Annotated in this window: 19 protein-coding genes; 5 read left to right on the top strand and 14 right to left on the bottom strand. The window is 67.6% G+C overall.

The genetic code is table 11. The annotated features are described in order from the left end of the window. Positions 1 to 9: 9 nt before the first annotated feature. The 5 genes from kdpB to BLQ10_RS12695 form a co-directional block, all read right to left on the bottom strand. Positions 10 to 2,136: a potassium-transporting ATPase subunit KdpB gene (gene kdpB / locus BLQ10_RS12715; protein WP_091562539.1), complete on the bottom strand. Its 2,127-nt coding sequence runs from the start codon at positions 2,134 to 2,136 to the stop codon at positions 10 to 12. Next, positions 2,133 to 3,800: a potassium-transporting ATPase subunit KdpA gene (gene kdpA, locus BLQ10_RS12710; protein ID WP_091562537.1), complete on the bottom strand. Its 1,668-nt coding sequence runs from the start codon at positions 3,798 to 3,800 to the stop codon at positions 2,133 to 2,135. The genes kdpB and kdpA overlap by 4 nt, the downstream gene beginning before the upstream one ends. Before the next feature lie 7 nt (positions 3,801 to 3,807). Next, positions 3,808 to 3,906: a potassium-transporting ATPase subunit F gene (locus BLQ10_RS12705; protein WP_091562535.1), complete on the bottom strand. Its 99-nt coding sequence runs from the start codon at positions 3,904 to 3,906 to the stop codon at positions 3,808 to 3,810. A 326-nt stretch (positions 3,907 to 4,232) separates the two neighbouring features. Then, positions 4,233 to 6,209: an APC family permease gene (locus tag BLQ10_RS12700; protein ID WP_091562531.1), complete on the bottom strand. Its 1,977-nt coding sequence runs from the start codon at positions 6,207 to 6,209 to the stop codon at positions 4,233 to 4,235. A gap of 130 nt (positions 6,210 to 6,339) precedes the next feature. Next, the gene (locus BLQ10_RS12695; protein ID WP_091562529.1) at positions 6,340 to 6,960 is read right to left on the bottom strand and encodes a hypothetical protein; all 621 of its coding nucleotides are present in this window, start codon (positions 6,958 to 6,960) and stop codon (positions 6,340 to 6,342) included. A 363-nt stretch (positions 6,961 to 7,323) separates the two neighbouring features. Here BLQ10_RS12695 and BLQ10_RS12690 point away from each other — a divergent pair, with 363 nt between their 5' ends. Next, a complete protein-coding gene (locus BLQ10_RS12690; RefSeq protein WP_091562527.1) occupies positions 7,324 to 9,300 on the top strand; it encodes an APC family permease in 1,977 nt (658 codons plus the stop codon). Positions 9,301 to 9,443: 143 nt separating this feature from the next. Here BLQ10_RS12690 and BLQ10_RS12685 read toward each other — a convergent pair whose 3' ends face one another. The 8 genes from BLQ10_RS12685 to BLQ10_RS12650 all read right to left on the bottom strand — a co-directional run bounded on the left by BLQ10_RS12685 (position 9,444) and on the right by BLQ10_RS12650 (position 18,025). Next, the gene (locus tag BLQ10_RS12685; RefSeq protein ID WP_013599688.1) at positions 9,444 to 9,647 is read right to left on the bottom strand and encodes a cold-shock protein; all 204 of its coding nucleotides are present in this window, start codon (positions 9,645 to 9,647) and stop codon (positions 9,444 to 9,446) included. A gap of 147 nt (positions 9,648 to 9,794) precedes the next feature. Next, on the bottom strand, positions 9,795 to 10,748 hold the full coding sequence (locus BLQ10_RS12680; RefSeq protein ID WP_091562526.1) for an alpha/beta fold hydrolase: 954 nt from the start codon (positions 10,746 to 10,748) through the stop codon (positions 9,795 to 9,797). Between the two features lie 26 nt (positions 10,749 to 10,774). Further along, the gene (locus BLQ10_RS12675; protein ID WP_175558602.1) at positions 10,775 to 13,582 is read right to left on the bottom strand and encodes a PEP/pyruvate-binding domain-containing protein; all 2,808 of its coding nucleotides are present in this window, start codon (positions 13,580 to 13,582) and stop codon (positions 10,775 to 10,777) included. A 110-nt stretch (positions 13,583 to 13,692) separates the two neighbouring features. Next, a complete protein-coding gene (locus BLQ10_RS12670; RefSeq protein WP_254785542.1) occupies positions 13,693 to 14,049 on the bottom strand; it encodes a hypothetical protein in 357 nt (118 codons plus the stop codon). An 82-nt stretch (positions 14,050 to 14,131) separates the two neighbouring features. Beyond that, positions 14,132 to 15,187 (bottom strand): zinc-dependent alcohol dehydrogenase family protein, encoded by a 1,056-nt coding sequence (locus BLQ10_RS12665; RefSeq protein WP_091562521.1) that lies wholly within the window; start codon positions 15,185 to 15,187, stop codon positions 14,132 to 14,134. A 151-nt stretch (positions 15,188 to 15,338) separates the two neighbouring features. After that, positions 15,339 to 16,541, bottom strand: coding sequence for an acetyl-CoA acetyltransferase (locus BLQ10_RS12660; RefSeq protein WP_091562520.1), 1,203 nt, complete (start codon positions 16,539 to 16,541; stop codon positions 15,339 to 15,341). Continuing rightward, positions 16,538 to 17,233 (bottom strand): CoA transferase subunit B, encoded by a 696-nt coding sequence (locus BLQ10_RS12655; RefSeq protein WP_091562519.1) that lies wholly within the window; start codon positions 17,231 to 17,233, stop codon positions 16,538 to 16,540. The genes BLQ10_RS12660 and BLQ10_RS12655 overlap by 4 nt, the downstream gene beginning before the upstream one ends. Before the next feature lie 45 nt (positions 17,234 to 17,278). Then, entirely contained in the window at positions 17,279 to 18,025 is a 747-nt protein-coding gene (locus tag BLQ10_RS12650; RefSeq protein WP_091562518.1) for a CoA transferase subunit A, read from the bottom strand. Positions 18,026 to 18,246: 221 nt separating this feature from the next. On the opposite strand from BLQ10_RS12650, the gene BLQ10_RS12645 reads away from it, so the two are divergent. Both BLQ10_RS12645 and BLQ10_RS12640 read left to right on the top strand, forming a co-directional pair. Further along, positions 18,247 to 19,023, top strand: a complete 777-nt coding sequence (locus BLQ10_RS12645) for an IclR family transcriptional regulator (protein WP_091562516.1) — start codon at positions 18,247 to 18,249, stop codon at positions 19,021 to 19,023. A gap of 295 nt (positions 19,024 to 19,318) precedes the next feature. Continuing rightward, a complete protein-coding gene (locus BLQ10_RS12640) occupies positions 19,319 to 20,224 on the top strand; it encodes an NADP-dependent oxidoreductase (protein ID WP_091562512.1) in 906 nt (301 codons plus the stop codon). Positions 20,225 to 20,361: 137 nt separating this feature from the next. On the opposite strand, the gene nadE is transcribed toward BLQ10_RS12640, so the two are convergent. Next, entirely contained in the window at positions 20,362 to 21,216 is an 855-nt protein-coding gene (gene nadE, locus BLQ10_RS12635) for an ammonia-dependent NAD(+) synthetase (RefSeq protein ID WP_091562509.1), read from the bottom strand. 293 nt (positions 21,217 to 21,509) lie between these two features. Between nadE and BLQ10_RS12630 the strand changes: the two genes are divergently transcribed. Both BLQ10_RS12630 and pyrE read left to right on the top strand, forming a co-directional pair. Beyond that, positions 21,510 to 22,757 carry an FAD-dependent oxidoreductase gene (locus BLQ10_RS12630; protein ID WP_091562506.1) on the top strand — a complete coding sequence of 416 codons (1,248 nt, stop codon included), beginning with the start codon at positions 21,510 to 21,512 and terminating at the stop codon, positions 22,755 to 22,757. Positions 22,758 to 22,870: 113 nt separating this feature from the next. Then, positions 22,871 to 23,455: an orotate phosphoribosyltransferase gene (gene pyrE / locus BLQ10_RS12625; RefSeq protein ID WP_091562503.1), complete on the top strand. Its 585-nt coding sequence runs from the start codon at positions 22,871 to 22,873 to the stop codon at positions 23,453 to 23,455. The last annotated feature ends 312 nt before the right edge of the window (positions 23,456 to 23,767 follow it).

Here is a 23,767-nt window from a genome sequence, read left to right as displayed (position 1 = left end):
GGGATGTTCCTAGCCGATTCCGGGGATGAGGGCGATCATCAGGTCGATGATCTTGATGCCGATGAAGGGTGCGATGAGGCCGCCGAGGCCGTAGATCAGCAGGTTCCGGGCCAGTGCCTGGTTGGCGGACACGGCGCGGTATTTGACTCCGCGGAGCGCCAGCGGGACCAAGGCGATGATGATCAGGGCGTTGAAGATCACCGCGGAGAGGATGGCCGAGGACGGGGTGGCCAGGCCCATGATGTTCAGCAGTCCGAGCCCGGGGAAGGTGGCGGTGAAAAGGGCCGGGACGATCGCGAAGTACTTGGCGACGTCATTGGCCACCGAGAAGGTGGTCAGGGCGCCGCGGGTGATGAGCAACTGTTTGCCGATGCCGACGATGTTGATGAGTTTGGTGGGGTCGGAGTCAAGGTCGACCATGTTGGCGGCGTCCTTGGCTGCCGGGGTGCCGGAGTTCATGGCGACGCCGACATCTGCCGCGGCCAGGGCCGGAGCGTCATTGGTGCCGTCACCGGTCATGGCCACCAGACGGCCTGCGGCCTGCTCCTTTTTGATGACCCCGAGCTTGTCCTCCGGGGTAGCTTCGGCCAGGAAATCATCGACCCCGGCCTCGGCGGCGATCGCCTTGGCGGTGATGGGGTTGTCGCCGGTGATCATGACCGTCCGGATGCCCATTTGCCGCAGTTCGGCGAAGCGGGCGTGCATGCCGGGTTTGACGACGTCGGCCAGGTGGATAGTCCCCAGGACGTCCGCACGGCCGTCCTGGCCCACCTGGGCCACCAGCAGGGGTGTGCCGCCCTGGGCCGAGATTTCCTGCACCCGGTGCTCGACCTCGGCCGGGGTATGGCCGCCGTACCCGGCGACGAAGGCGGAAACCGCGGAGGCGGCGCCTTTCCGGATCTGACGCCCGTCAAGGTCCAGGCCGCTCATGCGGGTGCTGGCGCTGAAGGGGACCAGGGCAAAGACGCCAGAGCTGCGTTCGAGGGTGACCAGATCGGACCCGGTCACGCCCTTGTCCACGGCGAGGTCCACGATGGAGCGTCCCTCGGGGGTTTCGTCGGCCAGGCTGCAGACCCGTGCGGCCTCGATGAATTGGGTCCTTTCCACCTGGCTGGCGGGGAAGAAATTGACGGCACGACGGTTGCCGTACGTGATGGTTCCGGTCTTGTCCAGCAGCAGCGTGGTGATGTCCCCGGCGGTTTCCACGGCACGGCCGGAAGTGGCCAGCACGTTGTGCTGGACCAGGCGGTCCATCCCGGCGATGCCGATCGCCGGGACCAGGGCCCCGATGGTGGTGGGGATCAGGCAGACCAGCAGGGCGACCAGCACGATCGGGGACGGGGTGGCGCCGGCGAGGGCGGCGAACGGGGCCAGGGACATGGTGACGGCCAGGAACACGATGGTGAGGGAGACCAGCAGCACGTGCAGGGCGATCTCATTCGGGGTCTTCTGCCGCACGGCGCCCTCGACCAGCTTGATCATCCGGTCGATGAACGTCTGTCCCGGCTCGGCGGTGATGCGGACGACGATCCGGTCAGAAAGGACCTTGGTGCCGCCGGTGACTGAGGATCGGTCACCGCCGGATTCGCGGATCACCGGGGCCGATTCGCCGGTGATGGTCGATTCGTCGACGCTCGCCAGGCCTTCGATGATTTCGCCGTCCGAGGCGATGACGTCCCCGGCCTCGCAGATGACCACATCACCCCGCCGCAGGTCCGTGCCGGGGATGTCCCGGGTGGTGCCGTCGGGCTGCCGGAGTCTGGCCTGAACGCCTTTGCGGCTGGCGCGGAGACTGTCGGCCTGGGCCTTGCCCCGGCCCTCGGCGATGGATTCAGACAGGGTGCCGAAGAGGACGGTGAGCCACAGCCAGGCCGTGACGGCGATGCCGAAGACCGAGGGCCGGTACAGGGAGATCGCCGTGCAGAGGGCGGCCCCCGCCAGCACGGTGAACATGACAGGGGAGTGGATCATCTGCCGCGGGGAAAGTTTCCGGACCGCCAGGGGCAGGGCGGCGGCGACGGACGTGAGCGTCAGCTTTGCCGGGGCCTTGGTGTGGTGCTTGTGCTCGCCGGGAGTGCCGAGGGGATTGCCATCGGCGTAGGTTTGGGCGGCGAGGTCCGTCTGGGACGGGGTCATTTCAGGAGTCCTTCTGCGAGGGGGCCCAAGGCAAGGGCCGGGAAGTAGCTCAGGGCGGTCATGATCACTGTCACGCCGAGCAGCAGGCCGCCGAACAGCGGGCCGTGGGTGGGGACGGTGCCTGCAGAGGCGGGAACCTTGCCCTGACGGGCCAGGGAGCCGGCCAGGGCGAGCACCAGGACAATCGGGAGGAAGCGGCCCAGCAGCATCGCCAGGCCCATCATGACCGAGAGGTAGGGGCCGGAGGTGGTGATGCCGCCGAACGCGGAGCCGTTGTTGTTGGCCCCGGAGGTGAAGGCGTAGAGCACCTCGCTGAACTGGTGCGGACCGGTGGCCGGGGCGTTGACCATGGCTTCCGGCAGCAGGACGGTGATGCCGGCCAGGGCCAGGACCAGGGTCGGGGTGACCAGGATGTACATGGCCGCGAGTTTCATCTCCGTGGGGCCGATCTTCTTGCCCAGGTACTCCGGGGTGCGGCCGACCATCAGCCCGGCGATGAAGACGGAGATGATGGACAGGATCAGCAGCCCGTACAGTCCGGAGCCGGTCCCGCCGGGGGCGACCTCGCCGAGCATCATGTTCACCATGGCCACGCCTCCGGCCAGGGGCGGCAGGGAATCGTGGGCGACGTTGACGGCGCCGGTGGAGGTCAGCGTGGTGGACGTGGCGAAGATCGCGCTTGGCACCGGACCGAAGCGCTGTTCAAAACCCTCGCCGAGACCACCGGCCGCCGCCGTCGCGGTTCCCTGCCCGGCCGCCACGGCCCAGCCCATCAGCGAAACCGAAGCCAGCCACAGCGTGCCCATGACGGCGGCGACCGTGTAGCCCTGCCGCTGGTCACCGACCATCCGGCCGAAGGCGTAGGGCAGCGCCGAGGGGATGAGCAGGATCAGGAACACCTCGAAGATGCTGATGAGGGCGTTGGGGTTCTCGAACGGGTGGGCGGAGTTGGCGTTGAAGTAGCCGCCGCCGTTGGTCCCGAGAATCTTGATAGCTTCCTGGGACGCCACCGGGCCGCCGGGAATGATCTGGCTGACCCCGGACGCCTGGTTGGTGACGTCGGTGGGCCAGAAGTTCTGCACCACGCCGCCGAGGACCATGACCACTGCAGCAACGAATGCGAGCGGCAGCAGGAGCCGGAACGAGGTCCGGGCCAGGTCCACCCAGAAGTTGCCCAGCCGCTGCGTCCTGGTGCGGGCGATGCCGCGGATGAGGGCGACGGCGACGACGACGCCGACGGCGGCCGAAAGGAAGTTCTGCACCGCCAGCAGACACATCTGCACGAAAATCCCCACCGTGGCCTCCGGGACGTAGGTTTGCCAGTTCGTGTTGGTCACAAAGGAAATGGCGGTGTTCATGGCAATCCACGGATCCACGCCGGGCAGGGATCCGCTGCCCGGCAGGACGCCCTGCAGCCGTTGGAGGCCGAACACGGCCAGGATGGAGACAGCCGAGAACGCCAGGACGCTGCGCAGGTACACGGACCACGTCTGGTCTGTGCCGGCGTCAATCCCGGCGAGCCGGTAGAAGAGACGCTCGGGCCGGGATGACGTTTTGCCCTCGAATACGCGGGCCATGTAGATGCCCAGGGGCTTGTGCAGGGCTCCCAGAACAATGAGCAGTGCCGCCACCTGGGCAGCAAAGGATGCAGGGTTGAAGGTCATGATCCACTCACCACCTTTCCGGGTGGATCAGGACGGCCAGCAGGTAACCGAAGAGGCACAGTCCGGCAATCAGCAGGACGAGCCACATGATGGCGTCGGCGCTCATTGTCCGCCCTCCGGCCGGTCATCGGCGCCGCCGACCATCCCGGCCAGAACGTGACCGATCCACATGACGAACCCCATGGCAGCCATGAGGATTCCGATAACAGCCAGGTCGGCCATTGCAGGTTCCTTTCATCCGCGCCCCGTTTGCGGGGCTACTGAAAGTCAACCCCTCGGCAGAGGGAAAAAGCCGGGTCCTGATGGTTTCTTAACGCCCCGACGCCGGATCTTGACGCCGTCTTAGCAGGCACGGGAAACGGCAACAGGGGCTGTGGGTGAAAGGGGCGGGCGCCGTCGGCAGCGGGTTTAGGGCATGGATTCCGGCGGCGCTCAGCCGACGTGCACCCAGGGGCGCCGGGTGACGTCGGGTTCGGCTTCGCGCAGCACCTCGCGGGTGACGGGGGCAATCTCGCCCTCGCCCAGGAACAGGAACCGCAGCAGGTTCACCACCGGGTTTCCCTCCGTCCAGCGGAAGTAGATGTGCGGCATCAGCCCGGTCACGTCCCGGATGTGGAACAGCACCGAGGCAATGGTGTTCGGCACCACGGGCCCGTGGACCTCGAGGACCTGGTACCCGTGCCGCATGACGCCCCGGACCTCCAGCTCGGTTTCGAAGTCGGAGGAATCGTCCACGATCACTTCCAGGAACAACGCCTGGTAGTCCACCGGCAGGTGGCTGACCTCAATCGCGGAGGTCAGTTTCTCCCGGTAGGCCTCGGCACTGAGCCGCAGCGGCTCGTGGGCGATCAGCGAGATGGGACCCTCCACGTTGGAGGACATGAATTCGAGCGCCCGACGGTCCAGATGGACATGGGTGGCGTGCAGCTCAAAGGAACGCCGGAGCCGGGAGAGCAGGGAAATGACGATGATCCCGAGGATGAAGAACGAGGCAATCCGGATGCCTTCCGGGCGTTCGAAGATGTTGGCGACCGTGGTGTAGATGAACACGACGGCGATGATGCCGAAGCCGATGGTGCGCTTGCGCTGCTGCCGGCGGCGCGCCGAGAGCGTCACCGCGACGGCTGCCGAGGTCATCAGGACCAGGACGCCGGTGGCGTAGGCGCCGCCCTGGGCGTCGACGTTGGCGTCGAACAGCCAGGTGATCAGAAACCCGACTAGCGTGAACACCAGCACCAGCGGGCGCACGGCCCGGGCCCAGCCGGGCGCCATTCCGTAGCGGGGCAGGTAGCGGGGCACTAGGTTGAGCAGCCCCGCCATCGCGGAGGCACCGGCGAACCACAGAATCGCGATGGTGCTCAGGTCATAGACGGTGCCGAAGCCGTTCCCGAGATATTCATGGGCCAGGAACGCCAGGGCGCGGCCGTTCGCCGGGCCGCCGGGTTCGAAGTCCTGCGCCGGGATCAGGACCACCGTGGTGAAGCTGGTCGTGATCAGGAAGGCACTCATGATGACGGCGGCAGTTGTCAGCAGCCGGCGGGCCTCCTCGATCCGGCCTACCGGCTTGTCTTCGGTGTCACCGGGGCGCCCCTTGATCTGCGGCATCACGGCCACCCCCGTTTCGAAGCCGGAGAGGCCCAGGGCCAGCTTCGGGAAGACCAGCAGCGCGATCCCGACCACCATGAGCGGGCTCCCATGCTGGGTGGTCAGCGCCAGCCACCAGTCGTCGACGGCAACCGGGTGGGTGAACACTTCAACAAGGGTCGTAATCACCACCACGACATTCAGGCCCAGGTAGATGGCGACCAGGACGACCGCAACACCGATGGCCTCCTTGAAGCCGCGCAGGAACACGGCGCCCAGCAGGGCGAGCAAGAACAGTGTGACGGCGACGTTCTGGCCCTGCATCCAGGCCGGCGAAAGGGGGTTTTCGATGGCGTGCGCGGTGGCGTCGGCGGCGGAGAGCGTCATGGTGATCATGAAGTCCGTGGCGGCGAACCCCAGCAGGACCAGCACGAGGAGTTTGCCGCTCCAGCGCGGCATCAGCCGCTCGAGCATGGCGATGGAGCCTTCACCCCGGTGGCTTTCCCCGGCCACCCGGCGGTAGACCGGTAGGGCGCCCAGCAGGGTGACGGCAACCAGCACCATGGTCGCCAGCGGGGAGATCACGCCCGCGGCCAAGGCCGCAATGGCCGGCTGATAGCCCAGGGTGGAGAAGTAATCGACGCCGGTCAGGCACATGACCTGCCACCACTGATGTTTCTTCAGGTGCGAATCGCTCACCGCGCCGGGGCCCTGGTGAACGCCCTTGGCATCCTGCAGGCCGAACAGCAGCCATCTTCTGAAGTTTTCCCCGGCTCCCGGCCGTGCTGCTGAGGGATCCGAAGGCGGCCTGCTCATCGTGGTCATCTATGCCTCTCCGCGCGATGCCCACCATCGTGTTTACTGACGACGATAACACCGGAGCCGGGAGCCGCTCCCGAGCCGGGGCGATCTTGACGGATCCTTAACACCGGCCGTTGCTCGCGGAGGATCGGTTTCAGTGAGCCGCGGCTTGGGCGGGGATTTCTATGTAGAGGATGGATCCGCCGGCTGCCGGCAGGTACCGGTGTTTGGGGTGCCGCGCGGGTCGGTAGATGTGTCCGAAGGGGTCCTTCACACGGGCCTGCTGCAGCCGGTCCTGGCGTGCGAGCCGGCGGTCGATCTCCTGAATGTTGGACGCGCGGGATGCAAGGCCGTCGATGTCCAGAGACCATGCTCCCGCGGCCGGTTCCGTCCCGCGTTCCAGGGCGAGGGTTTCGAACAGGCCCGACACCACTTCGTCCCTGGTAACGGGGTAGAAGCGCCGGAGCCGGTGGGCTTCCGGGTGCGCGTTCTGCGCGTCCAGCCACGCGTGGCGGAGCCAATGGAATTCCACCGGCCCGAGCGCCGGTCCAAGGATCAGGTGCCGGTTCGAATCCAGCGCCAGACGATAGGCGCTGCCGCTGCGGTCGATGATGCACGCGGCTTCCCCGGCGTACTCAAACGCCGTCAGCAGATCCTGTTCCGACCGGTGATACGAAAACTCCCCGCTGTCATCGACGGCGACGAAATCCCGCGAGGCACCGGCACTGGCCGGAAGACCGGATGTGTCCTGCGTCCGCCGGGGCATGGTGTTCATTTCGCTTGGCTCCTGCCGAGGATCGGACCGCAGCCACGGCGGCCGCGGTGTCCTCTTGCTTCAGGACAGCACCGGTAGGGCCGCAGCGGAATGGGCCTTAACGCTTTCCATATGCCGGCAGGCCACAAATTTGCGTTCTCTTAATGCGGCGGCCCTTTGATGGCCGCCGTCGGCACCATCCTGTATCGGATCTTCAGAAAGCGCAGTTGGGTCCAAGCTGAATCAGCCTCAGCTCCGGCGTGGCGTTCGGTGCCGTGGGCGTTAAGGATCCGTCAGGATTGTTCGCCGGAGGATCGCGACGGCTTGGTGCGCTGGTACTCTCGCGGACGGAAGCGGCGCGATGCGTCGCCTGGAAAGGGATACATGACCACGCTCAGCCGGCCACCGGCAGATCCCTCGGCACAGCTGCCCGGCGCCGGGGAGCATTTCAAGAACTGGCTGCTGTTCGGCCTCCAAGACGCCAAGGGAATCCATCAGGGGCCCGGGGCCGTGAGCGACAGCCACCTGAAAAAACACACGTGGTGGCAGGTGATGTGCCTGACCGGCGTGGACTACTTCTCCACGCTGGGCTACCAGCCCGCCATTGCCGCCCTCGCAGCCGGCGTGATTTCGCCGCTGGCCACCCTGGTCCTGGTTGCCGTGACCCTATTGGGCGCACTGCCGGTGTATCGCCGGGTGGCCGGGGAAAGCCACAGCGGCGAGGGATCCATTGCCATGCTGGAGCGGTTGCTCCCACGCTGGGGCGGGAAACTCCTGGTCCTGGTGCTGCTGGGGTTCGCTGCCACCGACTTCATGATCACCATGACGCTCTCCGCCGCAGACGCAACAGCCCACGCCATCGAAAACCCCCTTGCGCCGGCCTGGATGCAGGGCCAGAACGTCGCCGTCACACTGTTCCTGCTGGCCATGCTCTCCGCGGTGTTCCTGCGCGGCTTCAAGGAGGCGATCGGCGTCGCCGTCGTCCTTGTGGGTATTTACCTCGGACTGAACGTCATCGTGGTCATCACAACGATCATCGAGGTCGTGCGCCAACCGGTGGCGGTCGACAACTGGCGGCTGGCCCTGACCACCCAGAACGGGAACCCGCTGATGGTGGTGGGCATCGCGCTGCTCGTCTTCCCGAAGCTGGCCCTGGGTCTGTCGGGCTTCGAGACGGGCGTCGCCGTCATGCCGCAGATCCGCGGTCACGCCAAGGATACCGAGGAGAACCCTGAGGGCCGGATCAAGGGTGCCCGCAGGCTGCTGACGACGGCGGCCCTCATCATGAGTGCGTTCCTGGTCACCACTAGCTTCACCACGGTGGTGCTGATCCCGGCGCAGGCGTTCCAGCCGGGCGGCCAGGCGAACGGGCGTGCCTTGGCATACCTCGCGCACGAATATCTGGGAAACGGTTTCGGTACTGTCTACGACCTGAGCACGATTGCCATCCTGTGGTTTGCTGGCGCCTCCGCCATGGCGGGGCTGCTGAACCTGGTGCCCCGTTATCTGCCCCGCTACGGCATGGCCCCCGGATGGGCCCGGGCCGTGCGCCCGCTGGTTCTGGTCTTCACGCTCGTGGGGTTCCTGATCACCTTGCTCTTCGACGCCGACGTCGACGCCCAGGGCGGCGCCTACGCCACCGGCGTCCTCGTCCTGATGACCTCGGCCGCGGTTGCCGTGACATTCTCCGCCCGGCGCGGGAATCAACGTAAACGCACCATCGGCTTCGGCATCATCGCCGTCGTGTTCATCTACACCACGGTGGCCAACATCTTCGAGCGGCCTGAAGGCATCCGGATCGCCTCGTTCTTTATCCTCGGGATCATCGTCATTTCCCTGCTCTCGCGCCTCCGGCGCTCCTTCGAGCTGCATGCCACGCATGTGCGTATGGACACCCCGGCCCTGGAATTCCTCGCCGCCAACGAAACCGGCCCCATCGCGATCATTGCCCACGAGCCGCTGCGGCTGAGCGCTGAGGCGTACCGGGACAAGCTCACATCCGCGATCGAGGTCAGCCACCTCCCGGTGGACTACCAGGCGCTGTTCCTTGAAGTCGTGGTGGACGACTCGTCGGACTTCGAGACCGCGCTCGTGGTCCGCGGGGTAATCCGGCACGGGTACCAGGTCCTGGAGGTCCACGGGCCTGTTGTTCCGAACACGATCGCCTCCGTGCTGCTGCACATCCGCGATGTCACCGGGCTGATGCCGCACATCTACTTCCGCTGGACGGAGGGAAATCCGTTCACCAACCTCCTGCGGTTCCTGGCCTTTGGCGAAGGCGAGATCGCCCCGGTTACGCGGGAGGTGCTGCGCGAGGCCGAACCGGACGTCACGCGGCGTCCGTGGGTCCACGTCGGCTGACACGGGACGCCCGGCGTCGGCTGACACAGGGCGCCCGGCGGCAGGGGAAAAACACAAACGCCCCTCCGGAGGAATCCTCCGGAGGGGCGTTGTGGTCTTCGGGGAAAGTGTCCGGCCGGGCGGCCGGGGCTTTTCCTGAGTACTTAGAGCGGGCGGATGTTCTCAGCCTGCGGACCCTTCGGGCCCTGCGTGACGTCGAATTCAACCTTCTGGTTCTCGTCCAGCGAGCGGTAGCCGCTGCTGGCGATTGCCGAGTAGTGGGCGAAAACGTCGGCCGACCCGTCATCCGGGGCAATGAAGCCAAAACCCTTTTCGGCGTTGAACCATTTAACTGTGCCTGTAGCCATGCCTTTATCCTTCTGAAATGCTGCTGATCTCCGGCGGCCCTAGGGCCAACGGCTGCGGAGACATTCGTCCGCTGTCCCCAACGTACGGTGCCACGGGCCGCGGTGCAAGGGTCTATTGACGGTCTTCGTCTCGACCGGTCGCTTCAGTCATGCCGAAACGGAGGCATCGAAGAGCGCAATCAGGTCCCGGGTAATCTGGTACGGCGAGGTCTCGCTGGGGCTGTGGCCGCCGCGGTAGACCGCAATCCGTGCCCCGATCGACTGCGCGAAGTGCCGGTGCAGCGCCAGCGGCCAGAGGTCGTGTTCGCCGACGGCGACAAGCTTCGGCAGCGTCCCAGTGGCCAGGGCCCGCCGCAGATCCGGTGTGTGCTTCATGAGGCCGATGATGTCGATGACCGAGGCGCGGCGCGTGAACGCGAACCGGCTCTTCACGAACCGCAGTCGTTTGGGCGCCACACGGGCAACATTCCTGCGGATACCCCAAATCATCACCGCGGTGCCGACCCTGTTGTTGACCCAGCGACTGAACCAGCCGGCCAGGCGTACACCGCGGAAACTCTGCCCCGGCTCGGGCGGGCAACTGATCAAGGTCAGGCTGCGGAACTTCTCTGGCCGTTGGGCGAAGGCCAGTTGGGCGACGATCGCCGCGAAGGAGTACCCCACGACGTGCACCGCGCCTTCTTCGGCGTCCAGCATGGCGAGGAGGTCATCGCGGAAGAGTTCGTAGTCGTAGCGGCACCGGGGCGGAACGAGGTTTTCGGGCCCGGCCTGGGCGGATTCATACTGCCCGGCGATGTCGCAGCTGAGGACGAAATAGCCGGCCGCCGCGAGCTCGGGCAGCATGAGGATGAAGTCTTCCTTGGAGCCGGTTGCGCCCGGGATGAGCACGACGCGCGGCTTCCCGGGATCTCCGGTGGAGATGGTCGCCAGGGTGCCGCTGGGCGCCGCGAACTCACCGCGCACCACGCCTTCCGGAAGGAGGGCCCAGTCGAAGTCGGGCAACGCGGCGTCCCGGCGGGCGGCATCGTCCACCAGCCCCGAACCGAAGCCCCCGGGCTCGGGAAACGGCGTGCCCTGTGCCTTGCGGCCGACAGACACCATAGACCTCACATAGCCCCTTCATCTGCTCAGCCGGCCAGGCTGCCGGCGGCCGTCGCAGGGGAGAGCGGGGCATCCACCTGCCGCACCGTTCCGGCGGATCCGTCCACGGTCACCCTCTGTCCGGTCCGCAGCCTGGTGGTCGCGTCCGGCACGCCCACCACGGCCGGGATGCCGTATTCGCGGGCCACCACTGCGCCGTGGGAGATCACCCCGCCCATCTCCATGACCAGGGCGCCGGCGGTCATGAACAGCGGTGTCCAGCCGGGGTCGGTGGAGGGTGCCACGAGGATTTCCCCGGGTTCAAGGTGGGCGCCCACCGGATCCAGGATGACCCTAACCGTTCCGGTGGCGGTACCGGCCGACGCCGGTGTCCCGGCGAGGGCGCCGGAGGCTGGGGACTTGGCCATCACGGCGGCCTCCACGTCCGTGCCGTCGGAGAGCAGCACCCGGGGAATCCGGCGTCGGCGTAGTTCGACGTCGTAGAGCCGGCGCCGGGCCGCGACGATGCCCTTGAGGCCGGCACCTCGCAAACCGACGCGGACCTCGTCGAATTCCAGGAAATACACATCGTCCGCGGCGGTGATCGCACCGGCCCGTGCCAGTTCGGTGCTGATCGCGTTGAGTTGCCGGTGCATTTCCGCGAGGGCGAGGACGACATAAAACTTGGGCAGTTCGCGCAGTCCCGACAACTGCCGGGTCCGGCGCAGGCAAAACTCCACCAGCCGGGCGCGGAGCCGGCTCCGGGCCCTGGTCCGTTCCACCAGGCTGCGGATCCTGGCCTCGGCGTGCTCCTCGGCGCGGGCGAACTGCCGGTCGGGGGCCTGCTCCGGGTCCTCCACATGAAGGTAGTTCGAGATCATGCCGAGGATATGGTCCGGCTTCTCCGACCACCGCGGCATGCCAAGGTCTATCTCCGCCACGGCGCGGTGGCCGTAGCGGTCCAGGAACACACCCAGGCCGGTCTGCGCTACTGCCGGCAGCGATCCGGCCGCGTACAGGGTGGCCAGTTCCTTCGGGCCGTGGGCCAGGAACACTTCACGGGATGCTGCATTCGCGCCGATTGTGACGGCCAGATGCCAGAGCTCAAGGTCCATCTCGGTGGTGACGTTGTTGGGCAGCCCCCGCAACACTGCCTCGAGTTCCCTCGGTTCCGCGATCCCGCGCAACAGCCTGCGGGCCAAGGCCAGCATGAGGTAACCAACGGCCGGTCCGGGCAGGGTGGCCAGGATCAGCCCGGTCACGGCGCGGTCCAGGATGCGTTGGGCGTGATCGAGCCGGCCGAACGGCGTGGCCGGCTCCGGCAGGACAAGCTCTGCTTCGAGGCGGGTTCCGTAGTCGAAGGCGCGGCGCAGTTCTGCTGCCGGCCGCACTACGGCCCGCAACAGGGACGGAATGACCCGGAGCATCAGAGCCAGGGTTGCCGTGCCGTCCGCACGCCGTGCTGCCGGGCCACCCGTTCGCGGTTTGTGGAGGGCCGGTTTCTGCGGGGCCGATCTCTGGGGAGCGGGTGCCCCGGCCGCGCCGGGACGGGTCCGCCGGGACGGCCTTTCGCGCAAGCCGAACCGCGGATCGTCCAGGAGCGCCGGGAAAACCGCGGCCGACCTCCCGTCCGCCAGCGGGAGGATTCGCAGCAGGTAGCGGCGGCCGTACTTGTTGCGGACCATGGGCGTCATGTCCATGAACATGCGCAGCCCCGGGTTGACGTACTGCCAGGGCCCCCTGCGGTTTCCCATTGAGCCCAGCACGGAGAGCCCCATCGGGGTGAGTGGCCGGGTCAGACCCTGGAGCAGGGTGCCGCACAGATACACCCGGGCTTCAGCGGCGACGCTCGACTCCGCGCCAAGGGGTTGGGCCGCGGCAGGGTCCGGCAACGGGTACAAGGTGGTGATGGGCCGCGACTGGGTCAGCCAGATCTTGCCCGCGGCGTCGATCACCCATTCCACATCCTGGGGTGTGCCGAACAGCCGCTGGACCGTGTCGCCCAGCGTCGTGAGTTCCCGGACCTGGGCGTCGTCCAGGCTGCGCGGCCGGCCGGCCGCCGTCCCATCCGGGGAGTGGAGCAGGATGCGTCCCGTGGCCGTCTCCGTGACGAAATGGTCCGGGTTCACACTCCCGGAGACCACCGCCTGGCCCGGGCCGGCGCTTGCGTCGATGACCGTTTGAGTCCGGGTGCCCGTGACGGGATTCGCGGTGAACAGCACGCCGGCGGTGGTGGCCGCGACGACGTCCTGGACGACGACGGCGAGTCCCACGTCGCGATGGCCGATCCCGTAGGCGGAACGGTAGGCCACGGCCCGTTCGGTCCAGAGCGAGGCCCAGCAGCGCCGGACCGACTCGACCACGGCATCGGCTCCCGAAATGTCCAGGAAGGAATCCTGCTGTCCGGCGAAGCTGGCGAAGGGCAGGTCCTCGGCGGTCGCGGAGGACCGGACGGCGACGGTGGCCCCGCTGCCCATGACCGCGTAGGCGGTGCGGACGGCCGAATCGACGTCGGCGGGGATCGGTGCGGTGACGATCATCTCCCGCGCCTGCCGGGCCAGTTCGCCCAGCCCCGGTTCGGGCTGGCCGGGTGTGGCGTGGGGCAACGAGACGTCGTCGGAGGCCGTTTTGGACGCGAGCGCGTCGAGGTGTGCGGCGAGGGCTTCCAGCCCCGCCGGGGCGGCCTTCCGGTAGGCGGCCGTGGTGAGGCAGAAGCCGCGCGGCACGGGAAAACCGGCCGCGGTGAGCTTGCCGAGGTTCACGGCCTTGCCGCCCACGAGTGGCAGGGGAGCGGGGCCCAGTGCACTGAGATCCACGACGAAGCTTTCCGGCGCCCTGCCCTCTGCAGAACCCATTTCCCTGCTCCCACGTCCTGTCCGCATATTCAACTGCGGCCGCTTTGCGGGCTCTGTGCCTTGGCGGTGCGGCCCCCGCAGTTATCCCTCTGACGAGTGCGGCTGCCGACCTACTGGCCGGCGTCGGCCTCGCCGGTGTCCTCCCACATGAGATCCAGGTTGCGGAAAACCGGCGGACCGTCGCACAGGGCGGCCATCTTCGCGGCGAATTCGGAGGTCTCGGGCCGGTTGGAGTTCTCCATGGCCGACTCGTAGGAGTCGAATTCAACGATCGTGAGGTAGGTGCCGGGGCGGTCGCGGTCGCCGGTGGCCATAATGCGGCGGAAGGTCGGGGCCGTGGACCCGTCGGTTCTTGACGGGCGGCCCAATTCCTCGACCTCCTCGATGCGGGACGTCTGGAATTCGATGATCTGCACAAACCTGGCCATGACGGCTCCTCGACGGCGGTGGATGCTGATGCGCTTCACGCTAGACCTTCGCCCTTGCCCGTGCAAGGGCGGGGGCAAGCAGTTGCGCGGCATCCGGCGCCCCCGCCGTCGGGGAGTCCGGCTACGGGGTCAGCAGGACCTTGATGGCGCTCCGCTCGTCCATGGCGCGGTAGGCCTCGGGCGCCTTCTCAAGCGGCATGACCGAGTCGAACACCCGGCCCGGATTGATGGTGCCGTCCAGCACGTCCGCCAGCAGTTCCGGGATGTACGTCCGGGCCGGGGCCATGCCGCCGCCGATCGAGATGTTGGTGTCGAACAGGAAGCGCAGCGGCGCTTCGGCTCCGCCGGTAGGGACGCCCACAAAGCCGAGGGCGCCGCCCGGGCGGACGCTGTGCAGCGCCTGCTCCATGGATTCCTTGGTACCCACGCACTCCAGTACGGAGTCGGCCAGGACGCCGCCGAGCAGTTCGCGGACCTTGGCGACGCCGTCGTCCCCGCGCTCGGCCACGATGTCTGTGGCCCCGAATTCGCGGGCGATCGCCTGCCGGTCGGCGTGCCGTGACATGGCGATGATCCGCTCCGCGCCGAGGCGCTTGGCGGCCAGCACGCCGCAGAGGCCGACGGCGCCGTCGCCGACCACGACGACCGTTCGGCCGGGCCCGGCCTTGGCGGCCAGGGCCGCGTGGTGGCCGGTGGCCATGACGTCGGAGAGCGTCAACAGGCTGGCGCGGAGGGCGTCGTCGGGATCGGTGACGCCCGGAACCTTGACCAGCGTGGACTCGGCGAGCGGCACGCGGACAGCTTCGCCCTGGCCGCCATCGATCCCGTGACCGGTGTCATCCTTGCCGCCCCAGCCCGCGAGGTGGTCGCAGGCAACCGTGACTCCGTTGAGGCACTGGGGGCACTCGCCGCAGCTGACCACGAAGGGAGCGATCACGAGGTCGCCCACGGCAAGGTCCTTGATGTCCTCGCCGACGCTTTCGACCGTGCCGATGAACTCGTGTCCGATTGCGGAGGGCTTGTGGGTGGGCTTGACCCCGCGGTAGGGCCACAGATCCGAGCCGCAGACGCAGGAGGCGGTGACCTTCACGACGACGTCGGTGGGCAGCTGGAGTGTGGGGTAGTCGCGGTCTTCGACTCGGATGTCGCCGGGACCGTGGATGATGGTGGCGCGCATGGGGGGCTCCTCGCATTTGTGGTGGATGGGCTTGGACCGAGTTTAGTCCCCCCGGCGCGGTTGGCCGTTTCGGGCCGTGACCAGCAACGCGGGCTCAGATACGGTCCATCAAGATGTCCACCAGCGGCAGTATCTGAGCCCGCACTGCTTTCTAGACGGCTTCGAGCACGCTGACGTAGTTCGCGATACCCACGCCGCCCATGTTCTGCACCGCCGCCCGGCGCGGGTTGGCCAGCTGCATGTCCCCGGCCGTCCCGGTAAGCTGCATGGCCGCGATGACGTGCTGCGAGACGCCGGTGGCGCCGACGGGGTGGCCCTTGGCCTTAAGTCCGCCCGAGACGTTGACCGGGAGCTTGCCGTCCTTGAAGACCCAGCCTTCCTCGAGCGCACGGGCGCCCTGGCCGCGTTCGGTCAGTCCCATGGCCTCGTACATGAGCAGTTCAGCGATGGTGAAGCAGTCGTGCACTTCGGCGAAGTCCAGGTCCTCCAGTCCGACGCCGGCCATCCCCAGCGCGCGCTGCCAGGACGCGCGGGTCGCGGCGAACTCGGTGGGGTCCCGGCGCTCGGCCGGGAAGAAGTCGTTCGCGTGGCCGAAGCCGGCGAGCCGGACCGGCGCCGTCGCCCCGCCCGTGGGGGAGACGCTGAGCACGACGGCGGCGGCCCCGTCGGAGACGGGGGAGCAGTCGGTGCGGCGCAGCGGATCGGCGACCATAGGATTCTTGTCCGAGACGGTGCGGCAGAACTCCTCGCCGAGGTCCTTGCGGAGCTGGGCGTAGGGGTTGTCGACGCCGTTGCGGTGGTTCTTCGCCGCGATGGTGCCCAGGATGTCGCCGAGGCGGCCGTCCTGGCTGCCGGCGCCGTAGCGCTTGCCGTAGTGCTTCGCGACCTCGGCAAAGAGCCCGGTGAACCCCGTGGTGGAGGCCTTGCCGGCCATGTAGTAGTCGGCGCCCAGCAGGGCCGCACCCACGACGTCAGCCCCGGCCTGCGTCATCTTCTCGGCGCCGATCACCAAGACGGTCTTCGCGGTGCCGGCCAGCAGGGATTTGGTGCCCTGCTGGAACGCGGCCGAGCCGGAGGCACAGGCGTTCTCGACCCGGGTGGACGGCACGTTGGCGAGCTGGTCCGAGACCTGCAGGGCGAGCGAGGACGGGAACGCCAGCGGCATCATGCCGGAGTTGAACTGGCCGAGGTAGATCTCGTCGATCTGGCCGGGCTCGATCCCCGCGTTGCCGATCGCCTCGGTGGCGACCTGCACGATCAGGGATTCCAGGGTGTCGTCCGCCAGCTTGCCGAAGCGGCTGTGGCCCCAGCCGGTGAGCAGGACATCCTTGCCGAACTGGTCTTTGAGGCTCATGCTCCCGCCACCTCCACTTTGGTTCCTTCGAGCTCAAGGGCGACGTCGAACTCTGCCTCGGTCTTTTCGCGGATCTCCTCCACGGTGACGCCGGGGGCCAGGCGGGTCAGCGTCAGCTGCCGGCCGGCGCCTGTTTCTTGTTCCTGCTTCACGAGGTCGAAGACCGCGAGGTCGCTGATGATGCGGTCCACGCAGCTGAGCCCGGTGAGCGGCAGCGTGCATCCCTTGACGATCTTGGCGGTGCCGTCCTTGGCGTTGTGCTCCGTCAGGACCACGACGCGCGGGGTGCCGGCCACGAGGTCCATGGCGCCTCCCATGCCCTTGACCATCTTGCCGGGGATGGTCCAGTTGGCGAGGTCGCCGGCGCCGGAGACCTGCATGGCGCCGAGGATCGCGACCTTGACGTGGCCGCCGCGGATCATGCCGAAGGAGGTCGCGGAGTCAAAAATGCTGCCGCCGGGCAGGACCGTGACGGTCTGCTTGCCGGCGTTGATGAGGTCGGCGTCTTCCTCGCCCTCGTAGGGGAACGGGCCCATGCCGAGCAGGCCGTTCTCGCTCTGCAGGACAACGCGGACGCCGTCGGGCAGGTTGTTGGCCACCAGCGTGGGGATGCCGATGCCAAGGTTGACGTAGTCGCCGTCGTTCAGTTCTTCGGCCGCGATTGCGGCCATTTCATCTCGGGTCCAAGCCATAGTGATTCTCCTGAAAACGTGTGGGTGGGCGGCGCTCAGGCCGGATTAGACGGTGACGGCGGACGCGGCGTGCGCCGCTTCAACTTCCACTTCGAGCCGGGGGCGGACGGTGCGCTGTTCGATGTCCTTGACGCGGCCGCTGGCCAGGACCAGGCGCTGGACGAACACGCCGGGGGTGATGATGTGGTTCGGGTCCAGCTGGCCGGGCTCGACGATCACCTCGGCTTCGGCGACCGTCACGGCGCCGGCCGTAGCCACCACCGGATTGAAGTTCTGGGCGGTGTACCGGTAGATCAGGTTGCCGTCGGTGTCGGCGGTGTGGGCGTGGACCAGCGCGACGTCGGCCTTGATGGCTCGTTCCAGGACGAAAGTCTCGCCGTCGAACTCCGCCAGCGGCTTGCCTTCGGCGACGAGGGTGCCCACACCGGTCTTGGTGTAGAAGGCCGGGATGCCGGCGCCGCCGGCGCGCAGCCGCTCGGCAAGGGTGCCCTGCGGGGTGAACTCCACCTCGAGCTGGCCGGCGAGGTACTGCTCGGCGAAGAGCTTGTTTTCCCCGACGTAGGAGGCGATGACTTTGCGGACCTGGCCGCCCTCGATCAGTATGCCGAGACCCTTGCCGTCCACACCCATGTTGTTGGAGACGACCGTCAGGTTCTTCACCCCGGAGTCCCGCACTGCCTCGATCAGGTCAGCGGGGATCCCGCTGAGGCCAAAACCGCCGACGGCGAGCGTCATGCCGTCCCGCAGTACGTCCTGCAGGGCGGCCGCCGCCCCGGATTTCACCTTTGACATTGCATCTCCTCATTGAGCTTTTGAGTCACCGGCGGCCGGGTCTCGAAGTCCGCCGCCGTGATCCACTTTGTGGACTATTCGCCTGAAGTAGGAGCCTATGGTGTGGCATGAAGCACTGTCAACGCCGAATTTCCGCCGAGGCTAACGCGTTTTTACAGTGTGGACGGTACGCTGATTTGAGTCCATAATGTGGATATATCTGAAGAATCGCGAGGAAAATGATGAACTCCGTCCCTGTGCAAGGCGCCCAGGTGGTGAGCCGGGTCGCGGCCCTGCTCAGGATCGTGGGCCAGAAGCCGGAGGGCTCTGCGCTGGTGGAGCTGGTACGCGAATCGGGACTGACGCGCCCCACGGTGCACCGTCTGCTCAGCTCCCTGGCGGCCGAGGGGCTGCTGGATCAGGATCCGGGCAGCGGCAACTGGGTCCTGGGCCCGGAGATCCTGCTGCTGGGGTCCGTGGCCTCGGCGCGTTTCCCCCTAGAGGACATCGCGCGGCCGAGCCTCCGCCGCCTCGCCGAAGAAACCGGCGAGAGCGCGTTCTTCTCCATCCGCCGCGGCAACGAAACGGTGTGCCTACTCCGGGAGGAAGGCAGTTTCCCGGTCCGTTCCTTCGTGCTGCATGAGGGCGTCAGGTTCCCGCTCGGCGTGGCCTCCGCCGGCACCGCCATCATGGCCTTCCTGCCGGCGGAAGAGCAGGAAGAGCTGCTCGCAAATTGGGCAGCGCACGCCGGCGCCTTTGCGGCCGCCCATACGGAAGCGCTCGTGCGGGAGAACCTGGGGGCGACGCGGCGGGCAGGCTATTCGGTCAACCCCGGGCTGGTCCTGGAAGGCAGCTGGGGGATGGGCGCGGCGGTCTTCGACCAGCGCGACCGCCCCGCCTGGGCATTGTCCCTGACCGGCATCGAGCCACGCTTCCGGGAAGACCGGCGCCCGCAGCTGGGGCGGCTGCTCATGGATGAGGCCCACCGCATCTCGACGCTGCTGCAGGGCGCTGGATAGCGCTCCGGATGGCGCCGCGGCTCCGGCGCCGGCGCCGGAGTAGCAGTGATGGCACGGGCGTGCCATAACGCGCCGTCCGGGGGCGCTTTGACACGGATACGCCGGCAGTTGGCGGCGAAACGGCCCCACAGAGCTTCAACGTGCCCCGTTTGGGAGTGCCCCGTTTGGGACGAGGCTACGTCCCGCTGAAGAGTCGACAATGGCGACCAACATGAGGCGCTTGCGCACGCGCCGGTTGTGCCGGAAGCTGGCAGCATAGGCCGCAACCACATCGAGCCGAAGGGAGCGCGGGCTCATTAAAAACATCAGGATTTCCTTCGATCACTATGGCAGCCCGGACGTCGTCACCGTAGTCGAGGAGGACCCGCAGCCGCCTGCGGAGGGCGAGGTCCAGGTAGGCATCCGCGCCGTCGCCGTGAACCCGATGGACTGGAAGCTCGTCGCAGGCTATTTGGAGCGCTTCTTCCCGCTACAGCTCCCTGGCGTCCCCGGGTGTGAAGCTGCCGGTGCGGTGACCGCCGTCGGCCCCGGCGTTACCGGGTTCCACGTTGGCGACGAAGTCATCTGGAACGGCATTGCCGGAGGCTACCGCTCCGTTTCCAACTTTCCGGCCGGGCAGCTGACGCCCAAACCGGCAGGCATCGATTTTGAGCAGGCGACCTGCATGGCGATCGCGGGCGGCACAGCGTATTCGGCCCTGGTCCAGCTGCAGGTGGGTGTTGGGGACACCGTCCTGGTCCACGGCGCGGCGGGGGGTGTCGGCTCGGCCGCCGTCCAGATCGCGCGGGACCTCGGCGCCCGGGTCATCGGCACCGCGTCAGGGCAGAACCACGAGTATCTGCGCGGGCTTGGCGCTGAACCCGTGGCCTATGGCGAAGGGCTCGCCGAGCGTGTCCGCTCCCTGGGCAGCATCACCGCAGTGGTGGACACCTTCGGCGGGGATGAGGCGACGGCGGCAACCGTTCAGCTGCTCGGCGGCCACGGAACCGCAGTGACCACTGTGCCCGGCAAGGAGTCCGCCGCCGCGGGAATCGCCCCGGTCCGGCTGCTGGACGGGCGGGTGGGGGATGCGGCCCAGTTGGCTGCCGACGGAAAGCTCCGCTTCAGCATCTACGAACGCCTGCCGCTCACCGGGGCTGCCCGGGCGCTGGGCATCAGCCGTGCAGGCCATGTCCGGGGCAAGGTTGTGCTGATCCCGTAGGTGGAACCTCATCGAGGGCCTGGCCCTGATGCCCAGCGAACCGTCGCGGGGCACTTTGACACGGACACGTCGGCGTCAGGCACTGGAACCGTCCTTTCCGGGTTCAACGTGCCCCCGGACGGAGCGCCCGGTTCCGATCAGAGACCGGCCGTAGACCCCTCGGTGCCCTGGTCCTTCCACCACGTATCAAAAATCGTCACCGGGACCGTGCGCTTGTGGCGGGTCCGCAGGTACATGGCCTCGATCCGTTCCGCCGCGGCATCGGGCACATCGCGGCCCTCGAGGTAGTCATCGATCAGGTCGTAGCCCAGTCCGAGTTCGTCCTCGTCGGTGCGGCCGGGCTTGCCGTCCAGGAGATCCGCCGTCGGGATCTTTTCCCAGATCCGGGCCGGCGCCCCGAGTTCGGCCAGCAGCGCGCGGTTCTGGCGCTTGTTGAGGCCGAACAGCGGCAGGATGTCCGTGCCGCCGTCGCCGAACTTAGTGAAGAATCCGGTGACGGATTCAGCACCGTGATCCGTGCCGATCACCAGGTAGTTGTGCTCGCCGGCCAGGGCGTACTGGGCAATCATCCGGGTCCGGGCCTTGGTGTTGCCCTTGTGGAAATCGGAGATCTCCGTGCCCACGGTCTTCTCGAACTCGTCCTCGAAGCCGTCCACTGCGGCCGAGATATTGAACGTCCATTCGGTCTTGGCGCGCACGAAGTCCAGGGCAGCCTGCGCGTCGTCCTCGTCGTGCTGGACTCCGTAGGGGAGCCGCACGGCCACGAAATTCGCCTCGATGCCGTCGGCCTCGAGCTCCTCGACCGCCAGCTGGGCCAGCCGCCCCGCCAGGGAGGAGTCCAGGCCGCCCGAGATGCCCAGGACAAACCCCTTGGTCTGGGTGGCCGTCAGGTATTCCTTGAGGAACGTCACGCGTTTGCGCACCTCCCCGGCGGGGTCGATCCGGGGCTGCACGCCCATTTCTTCGATGATCTTCGCCTGGAGTTCACGCATGCCTCACAGCCTAGCCAGCGCTGTCAACAACGCTCAACTGTTGCGGCCGGCCCGGGCGGTGAGGGGAAGCTCCGCCGTCGGAATTGCGCGGCGGTTCCAGACTGGCGCTCCACATTCGGGCCGTCGCTACGCGGATTCCCGCCGCGCAGGGCCGGAACCGACGCGCAGGGCGGGAACCGCCGCGCCAAAGATGTCGTCGCAACCCACGGGCTCATGTCTTTCGGGATACGGATGCCGCGTTCGTGCGCGAATACCCCCTCCCGCACCACCGCGCGCAGGCGTAGCGTGGGGCCATGGAGAAGACCGGATGCGCGGTGGTGGGCGGTGGACCTGCGGGGATGATGCTCGGCTTGCTGCTGGCACGGGCCGGGGTGCAGGTGACGGTGTTGGAGAAGCACGCGGATTTCCTGCGCGACTTCCGCGGCGACACCGTGCACCCGTCCACCATCCGGCTCATTGACGAACTCGGACTCGGCCAGGAATTCCGCCGGCTGCCGCAGAGCCGCCTGAAGAATGTCGCTTTCCCCGTCCCGGGCGGCCCGCCGGTAACGATGGGCGATTTTGACGCCCTGCCGCCGCCGTACAACTACATCGCCATGATGCCGCAATGGGATTTCCTGAGCTTCCTCGCCGGCGCCGCAGCCCAGGAACCGGGGTTCACGCTGCTCATGAGCCACACCGCCACCGGTCTGGTCCGCAACGGAGGCCGCGTCCGCGGAGTCCGCTTCCGGACCCCCGACGGCACGCAGGACGAACTCCTGGCGGACCTCGTGGTTGCCACAGACGGCCGCCATTCCGCGCTGCGCACCGCGGCCGGGCTGGCGCCAAAAGAGTTCCCGGTACCCTTCGACACATGGTGGTTCCGGTTGCCCCGCTATCCCTCCGAAACGGGTGAGGTGGCGGGCCTCGTGCCGGTGTTCGGCCCCGGCGAGGCGCTGCTGGCACTGTTCCGCAACGACTACTACCAAATGGGCTACCTCGCCGCCAAGGGCACCGACGTCCGGATCCGTGCGGAAGGCGTCGAGGGTTTCCGGCGTCGAGTCGCGGCGCTCCGCCCGGACCTTGCTGACCGCGTTGATGCCATCGCTTCCCTCGATGACCTCCACTGGCTGGACGTGCGCCTGAACCGGCTGCACACATGGCACATCAACGGGCTGCTGTGCATCGGGGACGCGGCGCATGCGATGTCCCCGGCCGGCGGCGTCGGAATCAACCTCGCCATCCAGGACGCTGCGGCTGCCGCCGAGTACCTGGCCCCCGCACTGCTCCGGGGCCGGGTGACCACGGCAGACCTGGAGAAAGTGGAACGACGACGGCGGCTGCCCACTGTCATTGTGCAGACCGTCCAGCGGATCATGCAACGCGCGATCTTCGTCCCGATCATGACCGGGAGGCGGACAAGATTTCCGGCCGCGGCACTCTTCTTCGCCCGGCATGTTCCGGCGTTCCGCACCATCATGCCCCGCTTCATCGCCTTTGGTCCGCGCCCCGAGCACGCGCCGGCCTTCGCGCGGCGCGCCGAATCCCAGCCGCAGCCCTAGCCCGGCCCTGGCGTCCGGCCCTCAGCGCCCGCCGTCCGGTACGCCCTCTGGTGCGCCGAGATACAGGACGCCGGCTGGGAATCCGCGGCGGACCAGCCACTAAACTGGGACCCATGACTGCCACCCGTGACTTCGCAGCCGACGCTGCCGCTGCCCGTGCCCGACTCCTGGAACTGATCAAGGAACTGGCCGTCGTCCGCGGCAAGGTCATCCTCTCCAGCGGCGCGGAAGCCGACTACTACATCGACCTGCGCCGCATCACCTTGCACCACGAGGCGTCCAAGCTGGTGGGACAGGTGATGCTCTCCCTGATGGCGGACGCCGGGATCGATTTCGAGTGCGCCGGCGGGCTCACCATGGGGGCAGACCCGGTGGGCACCGCCGTCATGCATGCCGCCGTCGACGCCGGCCGCCCGGTGGACGCGTTCGTGGTCCGCAAGGCTCAGAAGTCCTACGGCATGGGCCGCCAGGTCGAAGGTCCCTCAGTCGAGGGACGCAAGGTCCTGGTACTGGAGGACACCTCAACCACCGGAGGTTCCGCGCTTACCGCCGTCGAAGGCGTCCGCAAAGCCGGCGGCAACGTGGTGGCCGTCGCCGTGATCGTGGACCGCGACACGGGAGCTAAGGAAAAGATCGAGGCCGAAGCCGGTGTTCCGTACCTCTTCGCCTTCGGCAAGGACGAACTGGGCCTCAACTGATATGTAGTTCGCGTCTGTCAAGGGCGTGGGGAAGCGGTCCCGGGCTGGGTTGTCCGGGACCGCTTCCTTTTTGGGTGGCCGGGAGGCGTTCGGTTCGTGGTCAGCGTGTCGTTGGCGACGGCGCGGTCAGACTGATATGCGCGGGTTGGTTACCGCAGGACGAGGTGTTCGGCTGGAGATTACCGCTGGTCTAGGAATGTCGGGCGTGGCCGTTGCGGGTTGCCCATAGATCAATCGCGGGTTTACTCCACGCGCTGCAAGAAACCACTCACCAGTTGCGTCCCGGCGGTTTTCCGTGGCCCGGTCGGGGGC

The sequence above is a fragment of the Arthrobacter sp. ok362 genome (assembly GCF_900102785.1).
Classification (GTDB): Bacteria; Actinomycetota; Actinomycetes; order Actinomycetales; family Micrococcaceae; genus Arthrobacter.
This window is presented reverse-complemented; position numbering and strand designations above follow the sequence as displayed.